General features: G+C 67.4%; 13 protein-coding genes and 1 pseudogene. 7 read left to right on the plus strand and 7 right to left on the minus strand.

Annotated features, from left to right (window positions below; genetic code table 11):
- The 5 genes and pseudogenes from GVY41_RS02540 to GVY41_RS02560 form a co-directional block, all read right to left on the minus strand.
- A pseudogene (locus GVY41_RS02540) lies at positions 1-840 on the minus strand (hypothetical protein); the annotation flags it as partial.
- Positions 825-1940: a family 8 glycosyl hydrolase gene (locus GVY41_RS02545; protein WP_161343989.1), complete on the minus strand. Its 1116-nt coding sequence runs from the start codon at positions 1938-1940 to the stop codon at positions 825-827. The gene GVY41_RS02545 and the pseudogene GVY41_RS02540, both read right to left, overlap by 16 nt.
- Entirely contained in the window at positions 1937-4081 is a 2145-nt protein-coding gene (locus tag GVY41_RS02550) for a cellulose biosynthesis cyclic di-GMP-binding regulatory protein BcsB (protein WP_161343987.1), read from the minus strand. The genes GVY41_RS02545 and GVY41_RS02550 overlap by 4 nt, the downstream gene beginning before the upstream one ends.
- Complete coding sequence (bcsA, locus tag GVY41_RS02555) at positions 4078-6426, minus strand: UDP-forming cellulose synthase catalytic subunit (protein ID WP_161343985.1); 2349 nt, start codon at positions 6424-6426, stop codon at positions 4078-4080. The genes GVY41_RS02550 and bcsA overlap by 4 nt, the downstream gene beginning before the upstream one ends.
- A 39-nt stretch (positions 6427-6465) precedes the next feature.
- Positions 6466-7119, minus strand: a complete 654-nt coding sequence (locus GVY41_RS02560; RefSeq protein ID WP_161343983.1) for a hypothetical protein — start codon at positions 7117-7119, stop codon at positions 6466-6468.
- Between the two features lie 213 nt (positions 7120-7332).
- Here GVY41_RS02560 and GVY41_RS02565 point away from each other — a divergent pair, with 213 nt between their 5' ends.
- Positions 7333-8175, plus strand: coding sequence for a viral aspartic protease (locus tag GVY41_RS02565; protein WP_229725917.1), 843 nt, complete (start codon positions 7333-7335; stop codon positions 8173-8175).
- On the plus strand, positions 8172-9224 hold the full coding sequence (locus GVY41_RS02570; RefSeq protein WP_161343981.1) for a hypothetical protein: 1053 nt from the start codon (positions 8172-8174) through the stop codon (positions 9222-9224). Before GVY41_RS02565 ends, GVY41_RS02570 begins: the two co-directional genes overlap by 4 nt.
- A 74-nt stretch (positions 9225-9298) precedes the next feature.
- Here GVY41_RS02570 and GVY41_RS02575 read toward each other — a convergent pair whose 3' ends face one another.
- The gene (locus GVY41_RS02575; protein WP_161343979.1) at positions 9299-10288 is read right to left on the minus strand and encodes a hypothetical protein; all 990 of its coding nucleotides are present in this window, start codon (positions 10286-10288) and stop codon (positions 9299-9301) included.
- A gap of 122 nt (positions 10289-10410) precedes the next feature.
- Positions 10411-11124, minus strand: coding sequence for a GntR family transcriptional regulator (locus GVY41_RS02580; protein ID WP_161343977.1), 714 nt, complete (start codon positions 11122-11124; stop codon positions 10411-10413).
- A gap of 106 nt (positions 11125-11230) precedes the next feature.
- On the opposite strand from GVY41_RS02580, the gene dctP reads away from it, so the two are divergent.
- The 5 genes from dctP (at position 11231) to GVY41_RS02605 (ending at position 17001) form a co-directional block, all read left to right on the plus strand.
- Positions 11231-12217: a TRAP transporter substrate-binding protein DctP gene (gene dctP / locus GVY41_RS02585; RefSeq protein WP_161343975.1), complete on the plus strand. Its 987-nt coding sequence runs from the start codon at positions 11231-11233 to the stop codon at positions 12215-12217.
- Positions 12218-12289: 72 nt separating this feature from the next.
- Positions 12290-12859, plus strand: coding sequence for a TRAP transporter small permease subunit (locus tag GVY41_RS02590; RefSeq protein ID WP_161343973.1), 570 nt, complete (start codon positions 12290-12292; stop codon positions 12857-12859).
- On the plus strand, positions 12859-14172 hold the full coding sequence (locus GVY41_RS02595) for a TRAP transporter large permease (RefSeq protein ID WP_161343971.1): 1314 nt from the start codon (positions 12859-12861) through the stop codon (positions 14170-14172). The genes GVY41_RS02590 and GVY41_RS02595 overlap by 1 nt, the downstream gene beginning before the upstream one ends.
- A gap of 22 nt (positions 14173-14194) precedes the next feature.
- Positions 14195-15490, plus strand: a complete 1296-nt coding sequence (locus GVY41_RS02600; RefSeq protein ID WP_161344075.1) for a malonyl-CoA decarboxylase — start codon at positions 14195-14197, stop codon at positions 15488-15490.
- Positions 15487-17001, plus strand: a complete 1515-nt coding sequence (locus GVY41_RS02605; protein ID WP_161343969.1) for a malonate--CoA ligase — start codon at positions 15487-15489, stop codon at positions 16999-17001. The genes GVY41_RS02600 and GVY41_RS02605 overlap by 4 nt, the downstream gene beginning before the upstream one ends.
- Positions 17002-17013: the final 12 nt, after the last annotated feature.

The raw sequence follows: 17013 nt of genomic DNA on the forward strand, positions 1-17013 counted from the left end.
CTGGCGGGGCAGGGCGCCGCCGCTCGCCGCCGGTGCGGCCGCGCGGGGCGCCGGTGCGGCGGGTGCCGCGGCAGCCGCGCGCCGCGGGGGCGGGGCTGCGCTGGCGGCTGCGGCTGGCGCTGTGCCTAGAAGCCGCGCCTCGAGCGTGTCCAGCGCCGCGGCATTGCTGGCGAAACGCGGGCGCACCAGCGCGAACAGCTCTTGCATCTGCGCAGGCGTGGCGATGGCCGAGGCCTTTTCCAGCGTCGCCACGATCTCGGCAAAGCCGGTGCAGGCAGACAGGACGCCGCGATAAGTGGCGAGCGCCCCGCCGCTATCGGCCAGCGCCACCTGCATCTCGGCGGTTTTCCAGGCGTTGTTCACCCGGTCGCAGCGCAGCAGCGCCGGCGTGCCGCGGACGATGGCGATGGCCTGTTGCGCCTGCCCGGCGGCGACGGCGGCGTCGAAGCCCTGCTGCGCCTCGGTGATCGACAGAAGCTGCTCCATCTCGGTCGGCGGGGCCCAGCCGGGGAAGGACTTGCGCGTCTCGGCAATGGTGCGCTGCGCACCGGCCACGTCGCCATCGGCAATGCGGCGGTAGATCAGGTCGATCTCGGTCGAGGGTTGGCTGGCTTGCTGGGCCGCCAGGTTCTCGGGCGGTGTCCAGCCGGGGAACTGGCTGCGCAGGCGGCGCAGCTCGGCCTCGGCCGAGACCTCGTCGCCTTGGCCGGTGTAGAAGCGCAGGGCTTCCAGATCCTGATCGGTGGGGGCTTGCGCCAACCCCGGGGCGGCAAGCGCCAGCAGCAGGGCGAGCGTCAGGGCAGGGCGGGTCAGGGCACGGCGGGTCAGAGCGGTACGCATCTGGGATATCCTTCGATCTGGGCGACCAGTGTCATCAGATGCAGCGTCGCGGGGTAATAGGGTTGGGCGGTGTCGAAGGGCGGGATCGCCGATCCGGCCCGCTGCGCGCCGGCGCAGGCGGTCAGGGCCGCGACGGCACGATACCCGGCATGGGTGCTGTATTCCAGCACCCGCCCGGTGCCGCGCTCGAACACCGTCGGGGCGCGCAGATCGCCGGTCTCGGCGGCCCGGTGCGCCTCGGTGAAGCCGCGCACGGCGGGATGGGTGTTTGCGCGCGACCAGACCAGGAACAGCGGCACCCGCAGCGCCTCATACCCGCTGTTCGCTGAGAAGCGGGCGGGGGGGAGGGTGATGCCATCCGCGGTGACCTCCACCCAGTCAGGGACCAGCCCGTTTGCCGCCATCTGCGACATCAGCCGCTCTGCTCCATCGGCGCAGCGGGCCAGCGCCGGCTGGTCGGTCGCCGCCGCCAGGTCGCGCATCGCCCGCGGCATCCAGTAGGACGGGTTGAGGATGAAGCCCGTCTCGGTCAGGAAGCCGGCGGCGGCGGGCAGCATCACCTCGGCGCTGCCATCCGGCATGGTCACCACGCAGGTCGCCACCAGATCCGCGGCAATGGCGCGGGCGCGGGCGGCATAATCGGGCACATCGAACAGCCGCGCGGCGCGCGCCAGCGCCCAGGCGTAGAACAGGTCGCCATCGCTGGCGTTGTTGCGGTCGGCGACATGGGGCAGCGCATCGGGCAGCCAGCGCCAGGCCAGCAGCGCATCGGGGCGCAGGGCGAGGTTGGTTTCGGTCCAGCTGTAGAGCCGCCGGAAGGTTTCCCCGTCGCCAAAGGACAGCGCCAGCGCCATGCCGTAGCCCTGGCCCTCGGAATGGCTGGCGCCTTGCTGGAAGCTGTCCACCACCCGGCCCTCGGGCGCGATGTAGCTGCTGCGCCAAGCCTGCCAGGCGGCCTGCAGCGGGTGATCCTCGGGGATCGAGGCGGCGGGGGCGGGTTGGGCGTTCACGGCGGCTCCGGGCAGGCTGGCGAGGGCGGCGGTGGCGGCGAGGCGCTGCAGGAAGGTCCGGCGCAGAAGGGGTCTGGGGATCAGGGTCATTTTCGGGCTCCTCGGCTGCCGGTGACGAAGGACATCGCCACAAGCGACGAGATGAGCGCCAGCAGGACCAGAACGCCGGTGAACAGCATCGGGGACCATGAGGCGTAGTTGCCAAGCACGAAGCGCAGGTTGCCGGGGCGCAGCGGCTCTTGCAGGCGCGGCGGGCGGGCGGGATCGGCCCAGCTGGTCCAGCGCCCGTCGGGGGCCAGCAGCGCGGCCTGCCCGCGCGGCCCGTCGAAGGCCCGCCGCCCGGTCTCCAGCGCCGCGGCGACGAAGGCCGGGTCGGCCTGCGGCCCCAGCAGCAGCCACAGGTTCTGCGGCAGCTCGGGGTCGGGTTGCAGCAGCAGGGCGATGCCGCGGCGGTCTGCCAGCCAGCGGTCCAGCGGCGGATCGCCGGGCAGCGCGAGGCGCTTGAGGTCGGTCCATCGGCGGTGCAGCCAGCTGCCTTGCAGGACGCTGGCGGGGGCATCGGTTTCGGCGCTGGCGAGGACGGGGGCCACCGCCTCCTCCAGCATCCGCCGGGTCAGGCCGAGGGGGGCGAGCGGCAGCGCGCCCGGCGCGTCGATCCGCGCGACGGTCAGCACCGCGGGGGCGCGGTCGGGGCGCGTGACCGGCGGCTGGTAGAGGGCGGCGAAGGGCAGCAGCAGCTCCTCTCCCGCGGCGGAGGCGGCCGTCTCGGTGCCCAGTTGCAGGCCATCGGGCGTCAGCCGCGCCAGCGGGCGGGCCATGTCCGGCAGGTCCATCGCCGGGGCGGGCGGCGTCCACAGGGTCGAGGAGCCAAGGATGGTCAGCGTCTCCTCCTCCAGCGGCGCGCAGGGCAGGTCGGGCGGATCGCCGGGCAGGATCGCCTCGAAGCTGACGCGGTTGGGACCGGGGCGCAGCAGGTTCGCCGCAAAGCCGACTTCCAGCGGCGGCTGCACCCTGCCGCCATTGCGGTCGAGTGGCAGCAGCCGCACCGTCTCGCCATTGACCTTGACCAGCATCAGCGCGCCGGTCGGCAGGGCATCGGCAAAACCGTAGAGCAGGGTAAAGCGCGCCTCTTGCGAGGCGAGGATCAGCCAGTCGTCGGGCATCCCGAAGGTCATGTCATGCAAGATGTAATGGCCGCGGGCGGTGGTGTCGCCCAGGCCCAGATCGGCAAAGGCGGTGGTCTGCCCCGGCTCCAGCAGCGGCAGGGCGCCGGCTTGCGCGCCCTCGACCTGCGCCATCGCCGGCAGCACCTCGTCAAGCGGCAGGGCAACGCCCGCGGCCGGGTCCAGCAGCAGCACCAGCGCGCCATCGCCGCCCTGTTCGATGCTGGCGCGGCCGGTGCCGCCCTGCAGCACGGTGATCCGCGCGCGGGGGGGCGCGCCGGTCTGCGGGGTCCAGGGCGAGACCACGCGGAAATCGGGGGTCTCGGCCAGCGCGCCGGTCAGGCGGCCGGCGAGGCTGCGCAGCAACAGCGGATCGAGGCCGCCCTCGGCGCGGATCTCGACCGGCGCGCCGCTGGCGACCTGCGCCGAGGCGGCGGCCAGGAAGCCCGCGGCATCGGCGCCAAGGCGGGCGGCCTGCATCTGCACGCCGCTTTGCGGCAGCAGCAGTTCCGTCCAGACGGCAAAGCTGGCCTCGGGTCCGCAGAAGATGCGGTGATGGTGGACGACGTCGATCTGCACCCGGTTCAGGCCGGGCCGCAGGGTCGCGCTTTGCAGCGTGACCGGGGTGAACTCGGCAAAGCTGGTCAGCAGGAAGGCGCCCGCCGGTTCGCCATTGACGCGCACCGACAGCTGCGAGCGTTCGGGCAGCACGTTGATGCTGGAGCGGTAGGCCAGCACCAGGTCACTGGCGGTGGCGCCCTCCGGCAGCCACAGCAGGAACTCGGCGCCCGCCTGCTCACCCGTCAGGCGAAAGGCGCCGGGGATCGCGGTATCCATGGGCAGGGCGGGCGACGCGGGGCGAAGCGGCAGCAGCCAGTCCTGCGCCGGGTCGGCGGCGGCGTCGCTGCCGCTGTCACGCAGCACCTGCTCGCCCAAGGGCGCCTCGGCGGGTTCGGCCAGCGCCTCGGGGAAGGCCTCGATCAGCGGCGCCTCTTGTGCCGGCGCCGGGGCGGACCAGAGCGCCAGTGCCAGTCCGGCGGCGGCGCGTGCGGCGAAGGAGGCGGTCATGGCCGCTCCTCCAGATACAGTCCCTCGACGGGCTGGGTGCTGCGCGGGGCCGCGGCGGCGAGGATGTCGGCGGTGAAGGCCAAGAGGTGAACCGGGCGCTGCTCTTGCGGGCGTTCGGCGGCTCGGCGGCGGCGGGCGGGTTCGCGGGCAAAGTCCGCGATGGTCTTGGGCAGGCTCGTCAGGCACAGGCCGAGCATGTAGAACAGGCCCGCCACCAGGCCCTTGCGCGCCCGCGTCGCCTCGCGCACCCGCTGCCAGTTCTCGGAGGCGCCGAAGGTCAGGAAGGCGATGGCGGCGCGCGCCTCCATCGACGGATCTGGCAGCATCCGAAGGCCGATCAGCAGGCCCTTTTCGGTGCGGATGATGTTGCGCACCCGCGCGCCGAGATCGGTTTCCAGATGCTGCGCATCGGGGAAACGGGGCCGGAAGGTCACGATATCCTCCAGCGCGAGCGGCCGCCCGGCGCTGCCATCCTCGCCCCGGGGCATCTGGAACACGAGGCCCGCGCCGCGGACCGAGGCATCGACGATGGTGGCCTGTAGCGGGGCGGTCTGTCCTTCCCAGGTCAGCGTTGCCGGGACATCCATCGCCACGCGCGGGCTGGCGCGGCTTTGCTGCTTTTCGCAGACGGCGCGCAGCGCAAGGCTGACCAGCAGGAAGTTGAACACCGCCCAACCGCCGACGATCGCCAGCACCCCGCGGTCCCCCGGAAAGGCGATCCAGCGCGCGGCCAGCGCGACGACGCCCGCCAGCATCAGCAGCAGCAGGAACAGCAGCGGCTTGTAGATCGGCGAGATGTAATCCTCGACCAGCATCTCGTCCTTGGCGGTGACATTGAACTTGGCGGCGCGGGGGCGCAGCACGGTGCGGAATATCGCGGCGGCAAGGTAGGGCGCCTGCGCGATCTCGAACACCTCGGACACCAGCGGCCATCGGTAGCGGCTGAAAAGGGCATTCTGCACCAGGAAGCTGACCGCCAGATAGCCCAGCATGTAGGCCATGACCTCGTCATAGGTGGCAACGAAGATCTCCACCCCGAAGAACAGGTAGACCAGCGGCACCAAGAGATAGGCCATGCGGATAAGCGGAAACAGCCAGAAGCTCATCGAGTTGATGTAGCACAGCCGCTGCGGCAGGCGCAGGCCGCGGCGGAACAGCGGGTTCTTCAGGATCAGCATCTGCATCATGCCCGTCGCCCAGCGGCCGCGCTGCTGGATGAACGAGGCGAAGGTCTCGGGCTGCAGCCCGGCGACCATCGCCCGGTCGATGTAAAGGCTCTTCCAGCCGCGCGAATGGATGTCGAGCGCGGTTTCGGCGTCCTCGGTGATGGTCTCGCCCGAAAAGCCGCCGACGCTGTCGAGCGCGGCGCGGCGCAGAACGGCGGCCGAGCCGCAGAAGAAGGCGCCGCCCCAGCGGTCGAGGCCGCGGTGGATCTTGGAGTAGAACATCTCGTTCTCGGTCGGCACCTTGCGCGAGAAGCCGAGGTTGCGCTGCACCGGGTCATCGTTGATGAAGAAGTGCGGCGTCTGCACCAGGAACAGCTTGGGGTCATCGACGAAATAGCCGACGGTGCGGGCAAGGAAATCGCGGGTGGGCACGTGGTCGGCGTCGAACACCACCACAAGATCGCCGTTCAGCCGCTCCAGCGCCGCCGACATGTTGCCGGCCTTGGCATGTTCGTTGCGGGCGCGGGTGGAATACATGATGCCCAGATCGGCGCAAAGCTGCTGCAGTTCGGCCCGCCGCGCGCGCGAGGCGGCGGCAAGCTCGGGGTTGTCGGAATTGCAGCGCTGGTCGGTGCCGCCATCGTCGCACAGCACCACGGTGCGCTTGTCCACCGGGTAGATCATGTTCTTGGCGGCCAGGAGCGTGATCGCCAGCATCTCGGTCGGCTCGTTATACGAGGGCACGAGGATATCCACCGTCGGCAGGTCGCGCAGCGACACCTGCGGCGGCATCTTGCGGGTGGTGGGGTCGGCGTTGACGAAGGCGTTCAGGAAGAAGGCGAGGTTGGAGTAAAGCTCGACCGCGAACAGCAGCACCGCGATGGTGAAGGACAGCGTCGGGGCGGCGGGGGGCAGCGTTTCCAGCAGCCGCCAGACCATGTAGCGCAGCACGATCACGCTGGCGACGGCCAGCAGCGCGAAGCGGGCCGCCGTCTGTTCGGTGAAGGGCTTGAGCATCACCACCAGCAGCACCGCGACGATGCTGAGCAGCGCCTGTCCGGCATTGGAGGTGGGGACCGAGGTCAGCAGCAGGATCGGCACCAGCAGCATCACCCACAGCAGCAGCGTCGCGTAGGTCCCGAGATACCCTGATTTGCGCGAGGCGGGGTGGTCGGCCATAGGGTCAGGTCCTCTCGGGGGCGGTCAACTGGGTACGGGTCACTGCATCGGTCCGGCAAGAGGCGACAGCATCCGGCTGCCACTGGCGCCGCTTTGCCCCAAGGGGCGGTTGCCGGTGATCGCGGCGGCGCCCATCGGGGCCAGCGCCTCTTCGGCCGTGCCACTGACGCAGTTGCGCAGCATGATATCGAGCACCGTCAGCCCCTCGGGCGGCAGCCAGGCCCCCGGCTCCAGCCGGCGGATGCCAAGCACGCAGAGTGTCGAGGTGCCGGTGCTGTATTCGCTCCAGAAATAGGGGCCAAGCGCGTCCTCGCCCGACTGCAGGCCGGAATCGCTGATCTCGGTGAAGGGTTCCGGCGCGCCACCGACGCGGCGCATGAACTCCTCCAGCCGCAGCCGGCCCACATAGCGCGGGTCCTGCCCGCGCGCGCGCATCAGCAGAACGTTCTCGCCCCGGAACGTCGTGGCGTTTTCCAGCACGATCTTCTGTTCGGCCTGCGGGCCAAGCGCGCGCTGCAGGGTCATCATCCCGGCGGGGGCGTTCACCCAACGCTGGCTGTCGGAGACAACCTGAAACGCGGTTGTTTCCTCGCGCTGGTCCAGCCGCAAGGGCAGTTCCGGCGCGGCGAAATCACAGGCAGCGGCTGCACAGAGCGCAAGCAGCATCGGCAGGCGGGGGAGGGCCTTCCACATCGGTTCTGCATGATCCTTTTTGGGATTCTGTTGGTCTGACCCACGCGGGCCCGGAGGAGGACGAGTCGGGCGAACTGGTTAATACCTAACGAGACGTGATGGCATAATCAGGGCAGACATGCCAGATTCTCCAAGCGTATCAGTGATTCCCGGCCCCTCGTTCCCTCGGGGCCTACGCTTTCATGCCACACCTTGCCCAAATAGGAGACGCCGATGAGCCGGATGCTCGACGTGATGCGCTGCGCTGCGGCGTCTGGAGGCCTCGTGCTGCTGGCGGCATGCGGCGGCGGCGGGGGCGGCGGCTCTGGCGGCGGTGGCGTGACGCCCCCCGATCCGGGGACGGAAATCGTGACCCCGGGGCTGGAGAGCTACACGACCCAGCACAACGGCTATGCCCGCGTGCGGCGCAGCCAGTCCGAAGGGCCGGCCGATGACGCGATCCTCGCCCAGTTCGACGATGCCGACCCCGCCTCGCCCGCCGGCTACAAGAGCCTGATCGCCGAGGCGGAGGCGGCCTATACCGACACCATGACCATCGAGGTGATCGCCGAGGTCGACGGCAATGGCGATCCGACGCGGATCCTGCGGCTGACCGCCGATCAGGCGCCGGTGGAGAACATCACCGAGGCCAGCGGCAAATACTACTTCCGCGGCAAGAACTATGTCTGGGTGTCGGTCGATGGGGCCCCGATCCAAAGCGGCTATGACGAGACCGGGCTGGTGGACATGGTCATCGACTTCGATGCCGAGACGGCCAGCATCAACCTGCGCACCGGGGTGGATGCCGGGTCTGACGTGCGCACCGAGATGCTGGCGAGCGACATGCCGTTCAACGTGTCCTCGGGCGCCTATGGTGGGCCGATCACCCTGTCGGTCTGGGCGCCCGGCAATGAGATCCTGGAGGCAGACGGGATGCTGCGCGGCAATATCGGCGGCGACCTGTCGGACGTGTCGAGGGAGAACCTGACCACCTCGGGCGTCTACACCGCCGAAAGCGACCGGATCGAGGCGTCGGGCATCTTCTACGGCCAGCACCCCAACCAGATCGCGCCATGACCCTGGGGCGGCGGCTTCTGGGCGCGCTGCTCGGGGCTGCGCTTGTCGGTTGCCCGGCGGCGGCGGATGAGGCCGCCCGCGTCGCTACCAGCGCGCTGGCCGGGTCGGAACGGCTGCGGCTGTTTGCCTTCGGCAAGGCGCTGGAGACCGGGGCGTTGCCACCTGCGCTTGTCGGCCGGATGAAGCGCGACATGGTCCGGCAGGGGTTCTACCACGAGCCCGGGCAGAACCCGCTGATCGTGCTGGAGGCCTGGGCCGCGCCGGTGCTGAGCTATGACGGCAATATCAACGGCGGCGCCTATAACGACCGGCTGAGCGTTGACGGGATCACCTTCGAGACGACGCCCGACTACGTCGCCAAGGCCGGTATCGTGGCGGGCGTGGGGGCAGGGGGCGAGGCGCGGCTGTCCTGGGACTCGGGCCGCTATGTTTCGGCAGTGCTGCGGGCCGAGACCGTCTGGGCGCCCGCGCATGACATCGGCCGCGGCTATGCCGAGCTGCGGGTCTGTTCGGACAACCACCTGACCGGCTGGACCTTCCTCGATGTCTGCCACACCGAAGCCGTGCTGAACCGCGAGCTGGACCGCAGCGAAACCGCCCTGACCAAGATCAGCGCCGAGCACCTGTTCGAGACCGGCGCCGGCTATCACGCCCTGACCACCGGGCTGGAACAGCGCGACGGCAGCACCCGCCAGATGGCGCTGGAGCTGGGGGTGGAGAGCCTGTGGAACGGCGCGGTGACCGACGTGGCGCTGAGCCTTGGCGAGGAGGTGCCCGGCGAGACGGTGCAGCGTATCGCCTTGGGCGCCGGCCTCCGCTGGCGTCAGGGCCGCCGCCCGATGGGCCTCAGCCTCAGCTATCAGGAGGCGGAGGGGGGCCAGTTCCTCGGCCAGGACCGCACCGACCGCCGCTACGCCGCCGCGCTGGTCTATCAGGTCAGCCCCAGTGTGACGCTGGGGGTGGATGTGGCAAGGAACGACTCGACGGTGGCGTTCTTCGACTATGACGAGGTGGGGCTGACGGCGACGTTTTCGGGGTTCAGGTGGTAGGGGGTGGTCGCCCCAAGGGCGGTTGGTTCGGACGCGTCAACCGTTGCGGCACCGAAACTTGCGGTGGGCAACGCTCACACTTTGAGTAGTCTCTCAAACCGGACTATCTTGGCGAGGTCTGCCTCACTTATCAAACGTGCATTTTTTCCGATGCGCCGCGACAAGGCCTGCAGTTCTGGGGAGGTCACATTCGATAGGAATGCTTCATGCGCACAACTGGCAAGTGCCCTCCTAATAGTGCTACTGTCTCTGACAAAATTCGGATCCCTTCGGCCAACGATTGCGACTCTCTTTGCGAGGGGCACAACGACGGCCTCTACGCGATCCCCCTTGTTGGAAACCGGTGCGCAGCCAGATTCCCTGAAAAAGGCAAGCGATGTATCCGGAAGGATCAGTTCTGCGTCGGTTGCTCGAAAAACTCGAAATGTCATCTGGAGGTGACTGCGCGTTCTGTCAATTTCAGAGAAATCACCTTCAAGCGCCTTGTTATGTGAGGATTTGGCCGTTTCGGCTAGAGACTCTGACATCATTCTATAAAGCTGTTGCGCTAGGACAGCCATATCGCTCGCACTTTCCTTTAGCTTCTGCGGGAGGGCTAGCATGAACGCCTCGCGGACTGCTGGGCGCAGTTCCGCTGCAATACCGTGTTTCTCCATCTGCTGGTCCAGCAACTCGGGATGATTCGTCAAATAGCTCGACATCATCATTGTGTAGTGTTTCTTGGACGACATTTTGTCTAAGATGAATTTTGCAACGCGGTCCCCTAACCTCGAAATCTCGTCCCGAAGAAACAGGCTTCGCATCTCAAGGTGAGACACCAGAGAGGCTGAGAGTCTGGTGTCAAGCTCATATCCGTCTGGCTTGGCCCTAGTCTCTTGTATAAATCCCTGGATCAAATTTTCAAAGTCAGTGATATTGGTATCTGCCGCAGATCCTGCATTTCCGTAGAAGCTGTTTAAGCGCCCAAATTTCCGAGTGACAGTCTGTTCTGGAGCGACTCCATTTCGATACACCCAAACATGGTGGTCGCCGTTCTCTTGCCATGAGAACCCCTTTTGGATCATTTGCCAGACATGGTGTTGCCGCTTGCCAGCCACTTTCTTCCCCCCGGAAACTCTACGCAGAGGGCAAGCTAGGCGACGTGGAGCCCAGAAACAATTTCGATTTGGAACCCTTGGCTACCCCCTCACACCCTTTCCCGATCCCTCTGCCTTGCCCCCGCCGCGCCAATCGACCGCCGATACTGCGCCGCGAGGTCGTTGAAGCGGTCGCCCTGCACGGCGATATGGGCGCGCATCTGGGCGGTCACCGCGGCCTCATCCCCGGCCACCAGCGCGTCGAAGATCAGGCGGTGTTCCTTCAGCGATTCGCGCATCCGGCCGCGCAGGCGCAGTTGCAGGCGGCGGAAGGGCTTCAGGCGGCGGTGCAGGCGTTCGGCCTCGCCGGCCAGGAAACGGTTGCCCGAGGCGCGGTAGATCAGCGCGTGAAACTCGTGGTTGGCGCGGTAGTAGCCGTCGAAATCATCGGCGGCGAAGGCGGTCTCGCAGCCGACCAGCGCGGCGGCGATCTCGGCCTCGGCCTCGGGCGTCATCCGGCGGGCGGCGTAGCGGCCGCACATCGCCTCGATCTCGGCCATCACGTCGAACATCTCGATAACGTCTTCCAGCGCCGGGAATTTCACGAAGGCCCCGCGCCGCAGCCGCAGCTCGACCAGGCCCGAGGCGGCGAGGGACTGGAACGCCTCGCGCAGCGGCGTGCGCGAGACGTGGAACTGCTCGGCAAGACGCACCTCGTCCAGCCGCGCACCGTCGGGGAAATGGCCCTCGACGATCATCTCTTCCAGGGCTTCGCGGATCTGGTCGGTGCGGCGGTCGAGGGGGATGTCCTGCATGGCTGTCATACTCGATGTCATTTCTTGCATACAATAGGATTGACATTGCATATCCGCAACGACAATCTGAGGACCATGCTTACGCAAGCAAAGCTGCCTTTGGGAGGAGGATTTCATGAAATATGCAAAGATTGCGGCCTGTGCCGCGGTCCCGTTCGCGCTGCTGGCAACCTCGGCAAGCGCCGAGCAGCTTCGGCTGTCGCATCAGTTCGCGCCGGGTGACCTGCGCCACCGTATCGCCGAGATCGTGGCCGAAGAGGTCGCGGCGGCGGATGTCGATCTGACCATCCAGATCTTCCCGTCCGGGTCGCTGTTCAAGGCGACCGAGCAATATGTGCCGCTCAGCCGCGGTCAGCTGGACATGACGGTGTTCCCGCTGTCCTATGCCGGCGGCCAGCGCCCGGAATACAACCTGACGCTGATGCCGGGGCTGGTGAAGAACCACGACCACGCCGCGCGCCTCAACGCCTCGCCCTTCATGGACGAGATCGAGGCGCTGCTGAACGAAGATGACGTGATGACGCTGGTGAAGGGCTATCTGGCCGGCGGCTTTGCCAGCATGGGTGAGTGCATCACCAACCCCGAGGATGTGCAGGGCATGACCGTGCGCGCCGCGGGCAAGGGGTTCGAGGAGATGCTGCAGGCCGCGGGCGCGTCCATCGCCTCGATGCCCTCGTCGGAAACCTACAACGCGATGCAGCAGAACGTGCTGAACGCGCTCAACACCTCGTCCTCGTCCTTCGTGTCGTTCCGCCTGCAGGAACTGGCGCAGTGCTACACCCCGGCCAGCGACGTGGCGCTGTGGTTCATGTATCAGCCGATGCTGATCAACAAGACCACCTTTGACGGGCTGACCCCCGAGCAGCAGGCGGCGCTGATGGCGGGCGCGGCCAAGGCCGAGGCCTATTACCTGGAAGAAGCCAAGAAGGAAGACTCTGCCTCGGTCGAGGTGTTCCGCGAGGCGGGCGTCGAGATTGCCGAGATGACGCAGGAAGATTTCGACGCCTGGCAGGCCCTGGCGCAGGAATCGTCCTACAAGCAGTTCGTCGCGGACGCGCCCGACGGGCAGCGCCTGCTCGACATGGCGCTGTCGGTCGAGTGACCCGCAGCCGGGCGCGGGGGTCTCCCGCGCCCGGCCGTCCGGCCCGTCTCATCGCCTTTTCGGAGATATCCCATGCCCGGCCTTACCAGTGCCGCCCCCCGCAGAGGGGCTGGCTTCATCCGTGCGGTTCACGCCGTATCCACCGTCTGCGGCTGGATCGCTGCCGCCTTCACCGTCATCGCCCTGTTCGTCACCTGCCACATGATCTTTGTGCGCGCTGTCCTTGGCCAGTCGACAATCTGGCAGACCGAGGCGGTGATCTACCTGATGATCGCGGCCACCACCATCGGGCTACCCTATGTGCAGAAGCTGCGCGGCCATGTGAACGTGGACCTGATCCCGCTGATGCTGCCGCCGCGGGCGCGGATGGTGCTGGCCTATGTCACGCTGCTGGCCACCCTGGCGGTGATCATGCTGCTCGCCTGGCATTCGCTGCATATCTGGACCGAAGCCTTTGATCGGAACTGGAAATCCTCGACCGTCTGGGCGCCGCCGCTCTGGGTGCCCTATCTGGCGCTGCCCATCGGCTTTGGCCTTTATGTGCTGCAACTTCTGGCCGATCTGGTGGGGCTTGCCACCGGACATGAAGCGCCCTTCGGCGCACGGGATATCGAAGCGCCGCTCGGCGCAGGGGAGGCGTGATGGATCCGCTTGTTCTGGGCGGCCTTGTCGCCGTCGCTACCATTGTCATTCTGTTTTCGGGGGTGTCGGTCGCCGTTGGGCTGCTGATCGTCGCCGCCGCCTTCCTGCTCATCTTCGATGGCAGCCGCTCGCTGGAGATGATGCCCGAGATCTTCTTTGCCGATCTCAACAGCTTCACCATCCTGTCGATCCCGATGTTCATCATCATGGGCGCGGCCATCGCCTCGACCCGCGCCGGGGCTGACCTCTTCGAGGCGCTGGAGCGTTGGCTGACGCGGGTGCCGGGGGGCCTCGTTGTCTCAAACCTCGGCGCTTGCGCGCTCTTCTCGGCGATGTCGGGATCGAGCCCGGCCACCTGCGCCGCCATCGGCAAGATGGGCATCCCCGAGATGCAGAAGCGCGGCTACCCTGACGGGGTGGCGGCCGGGGCCATCGCGGCCGGCGGCACGCTGGGGATCCTGATCCCGCCTTCGGTCACCATGATCGTCTATGGCATCGCCACCGAAACCTCGATCGGTCGGCTGTTCCTGGCGGGCGTGATGCCCGGGATCATGCTGATGCTGCTGTTCATGGCCTGGGCGATCTATGCCACCTGGCGGTCGGGCAACATCGCCGTGCTGTCGCCGCGCCACTACTCCTTGCGCGAGAAGTTCGAGATCCTGCCGCGGATCGTGCCCTTCCTCGTGGTCATCCTCGGCGTCCTCTACGTGATGTATGGCGGCATCGCCACTACCTCGGAAACCGCGGCAGTGGGGGCGGTGCTGTGCCTTGGCATGGCCATCGTGATCTACAAGATGTGGAACCCGCGGGCGATCTGGGCCGTGCTGCGAGACAGCACCCGCGAGAGCGTGATGATCCTGTTCATCATGGCTGCGGCGGGGGTCTTCGCCTACATGATGTCCTCGCTGTTCATCACCCAGACCATCGCGCAATGGATCGCCGGGCTGGATGTGAACCGCTGGGTGCTGATGGGGATCATCAACCTCTTTCTGCTGGTCGCGGGCTTCTTCCTGCCCCCGGTCGCGGTGATCCTGATGACCGCGCCGATCCTGCTGCCGATCCTCGATGCCGCGCAGTTCGATCCCTACTGGTTCGCGGTGATCCTGACGATCAACATGGAAATCGGGCTGATCACGCCGCCTGTCGGGCTCAACCTCTTCGTCATCAACTCGATTGCGCCCAAGATCTCGCTGAAGACGATCCTGTGGGGGTCTGCACCCTTCGTCGGCTGCATGATCCTTGCCATCGTGATCCTGTGCTTCGTGCCCGAAATCGCAACCTGGCTGCCCGATCTGGTGATGGGCCCGTCCTGAAGGAGCACCTAAGATGAGCAGGATCGCCTTCTTTGCCGATATCATGGGGACGCTGTTCGAGCGGCGTCCCGGCAAGGCCGCTGCCCCCAGCCGGGCGCCGATGGCCGCGCTCTGCGACGGGCTGCTGTCGGCGCAGGGTGAGGTGTCGGGGATGCGGCTGGCGCGCGACATCTTGCAGCGCTACCGCACGATGAGCGCCGACGAGAAGCGCGGCTTCTTCGAGCATCTGGCCGAGGCGCTGGACGTGGACAGCGCCAAGGTCATCGCCGCGGCCGAACGCTATGCTGCCAAGCGAGATGCGGCGTCCTATGGCGAGCTCAGCCGCGAGGCAGAGCCGCCGCGGCAGGAACTGCTCCGGCGCCTGAACCAGGCGCCGGGGGGCACGGAAGAGCTGGTGCAGATGCGGCTCGACCTGCTGCAGATGGAGCCTTCTCCGGCCCTGCAGCGCATCGATCTCGATTTCGCGCATCTCTTCGGCAGCTGGTTCAACCGCGGCTTTCTGGTGTTGCGCCATATCGACTGGCGGACCCCGGCCAATATCCTCGAAAAGATCATCCAGTATGAGGCCGTCCACGCCATCGACGACTGGGATGACCTGCAGCGCCGCCTGCGCCCGTCCGACCGGCGCTGCTTTGCCTTCTTTCACCCCGCCATGCCCGAGGAGCCGCTGATCTTCGTCGAGGTGGCGCTCTGCCACGGCATCCCCGGATCGGTGCAGCGCCTGCTGGCCGAGGGGCGCGAGCCGGTGCCCGATGCCGAGATCGACACGGCGGTGTTCTACTCCATCTCCAACTGCCAGGAGGGGCTGCGTGGCATTTCCTTCGGCAACTCGCTGATCAAGCAGGTGGTGGACGAGCTGCGCCGCGACCTGCCGCAGGTGAAGACCTTCGTCACCCTGTCGCCGGTGCCGGGGCTGTCGCGGCACCTCAAGGCCATCGCCAAGGACCGGCCCGAGGCGGCGGCGCTGCTGGCGGCGGCGGCAACGGGCGACCCCGAGGCGCTTGGCCCGCATCTTGCGGCGCTGAGATCGCTGACGGCAGAGTTCCTGCTGACCGCCAAGCGCCCCGACGGGATGCCCGCGGACCCGGTGGCGCGCTTCCACCTTGGCAATGGCGCGCTGCTGCATGACGTGCATGCACTGGCCGATACCTCGGCCAACGGGCTGCGGCAATCTTGCTCGGCGATGGTGAACTACCTTTACGATCTGGCAAAGGTCGAGCGGAACAACGAAAACTTCGTCACCGGCAAGACCGTCGCCGCGGCGAAATCCGTCCAGGCCCTGCTGCCGCAGGGCGCCTCTACAGGAAGAAAACCATGACCAACCCGCTGTTCGACACTCTGGTCGCCCCGCTTGCAACCCGCGAGAGCGCGTTCCTGACCGATGCCGCCGGCGCGCGGATGACCGGCGCCGCCTTCCACGCCCTCGCGCTGCGCTACGCCGCCGCGCTGGACGGGCTGGGGCTGCACCCGGGCGACCGCATGGCGGTGCAGATCGACAAGACCCCGCAGGCGCTGGCGCTCTATGCCGCGGCGCTCGCCTCGGGCGTGGTGTTCCTGCCGCTGAATACCGCCTACACCGCGGATGAGGTGGAGTATTTCGTCGGCAATGCCGGCGCCGCGCTGCTGGTCGGCAGCCCGGCGCGCGCCGATGCGCTTGGGGCGGTGGCGGCGCGGCATGGCGCCCAGTTCCAGACGATGGACGATGCGGGCGAGGGCACGCTGCCGGACCTCGCCGCCGCGGCGCCGGAAGGCTTCGCCCCGGTCTCGCGCGGGCCGGGCGATCTGGCGGCGATCCTCTATACCTCGGGCACCACCGGGCGCTCGAAAGGCGCGATGCTGACCCAGCAGAACCTTCTGTCCAACGCCGAGGTTCTGGCGGCCGAATGGCGCTTTACCCCGGATGACGTGCTGCTGCACGCGCTGCCGATCTTCCACACCCATGGCCTGTTTGTCGCCTGCAACGTGGTGATGCTGTCTGGCGCGTCGATGATCTTCCTGCCCGGCTTCAAGGCAGATCAGGTCATCGGCTGGCTGCCACGCGCCACCACCATGATGGGCGTGCCCACCTTCTACACGCGCCTGCTGGACGATCCGCGCTTCAACCGCGATCTTGTCGCCCATATGCGCCTCTTCACCTCGGGCTCCGCCCCGCTGCTGGCGGAAACCCATGTGCAGTTCGAAGAGCGGACCGGGCACCGCATCCTCGAACGCTATGGCATGACCGAAACCAACATGAACACCTCCAACCCCTACGCGGGCGACCGGCGGGCGGGCACCGTCGGCCTGCCGCTGCCGGGGGTGGAGCTGAAGATCACCGACCCGGTCACCGGCGAGACCCTGCCGCAGGGCGAGCCCGGCATGATCGAGGTGCGCGGGGCCAATGTCTTCAAGGGCTACTGGGAAATGCCGGAGAAGACCCGCGAGGAGCTGCGCGAGGACGGGTTCTTCATCACCGGCGATATCGGCGTGATCGACAGCGATGGCTATGTCAGCATCGTCGGGCGGCAGAAGGACCTGATCATCACCGGCGGCTACAATGTCTATCCCAAGGAGATCGAGCTGATCCTCGATGACCAGCCCGGCGTGCTGGAAAGCGCGGTGATCGGCGTGCCGCATCCCGATTTCGGCGAGGCGGTGGTAGCGGTGCTGGTGCCGGCAAAGGATGCCCGGATCGACACCGTGGCCATTGCCGCCGTGCTGGGACAATCGCTGGCGCGGTTCAAGCAGCCCAAGCAGATCATCGTGCTGCCGGACCTGCCGCGCAACACCATGGGCAAGGTGCAAAAGAACCTGCTGCGGCAGGACCATGCGCGGCTGTTCGCGAGCTGAGACCTGAAAAAG

It is taken from the genome of Frigidibacter albus (assembly GCF_009908165.1).
In the GTDB taxonomy this organism is placed as follows: Bacteria; Pseudomonadota; Alphaproteobacteria; order Rhodobacterales; family Rhodobacteraceae; genus Frigidibacter; species Frigidibacter albus.

What these genes read in the sequence shown, in the direction of transcription:
- GVY41_RS02545 (WP_161343989.1), bottom strand. Translation starts at nt 1,940, where the DNA reads ATGACCCTGATCCCCAGACCCCTTCTGCGCCGGACCTTCCTGCAGCGC.
- GVY41_RS02550 (WP_161343987.1), bottom strand. Translation starts at nt 4,081, where the DNA reads ATGACCGCCTCCTTCGCCGCACGCGCCGCCGCCGGACTGGCACTGGCG.
- bcsA (WP_161343985.1), bottom strand. Translation starts at nt 6,426, where the DNA reads ATGGCCGACCACCCCGCCTCGCGCAAATCAGGGTATCTCGGGACCTAC.
- GVY41_RS02560 (WP_161343983.1), bottom strand. Translation starts at nt 7,119, where the DNA reads ATGTGGAAGGCCCTCCCCCGCCTGCCGATGCTGCTTGCGCTCTGTGCA.
- GVY41_RS02565 (WP_229725917.1), top strand. Translation starts at nt 7,333, where the DNA reads ATGAGCCGGATGCTCGACGTGATGCGCTGCGCTGCGGCGTCTGGAGGC.
- GVY41_RS02570 (WP_161343981.1), top strand. Translation starts at nt 8,172, where the DNA reads ATGACCCTGGGGCGGCGGCTTCTGGGCGCGCTGCTCGGGGCTGCGCTT.
- GVY41_RS02575 (WP_161343979.1), bottom strand. Translation starts at nt 10,288, where the DNA reads ATGATCCAAAAGGGGTTCTCATGGCAAGAGAACGGCGACCACCATGTT.
- GVY41_RS02580 (WP_161343977.1), bottom strand. Translation starts at nt 11,124, where the DNA reads ATGACAGCCATGCAGGACATCCCCCTCGACCGCCGCACCGACCAGATC.
- dctP (WP_161343975.1), top strand. Translation starts at nt 11,231, where the DNA reads ATGAAATATGCAAAGATTGCGGCCTGTGCCGCGGTCCCGTTCGCGCTG.
- GVY41_RS02590 (WP_161343973.1), top strand. Translation starts at nt 12,290, where the DNA reads ATGCCCGGCCTTACCAGTGCCGCCCCCCGCAGAGGGGCTGGCTTCATC.
- GVY41_RS02595 (WP_161343971.1), top strand. Translation starts at nt 12,859, where the DNA reads ATGGATCCGCTTGTTCTGGGCGGCCTTGTCGCCGTCGCTACCATTGTC.
- GVY41_RS02605 (WP_161343969.1), top strand. Translation starts at nt 15,487, where the DNA reads ATGACCAACCCGCTGTTCGACACTCTGGTCGCCCCGCTTGCAACCCGC.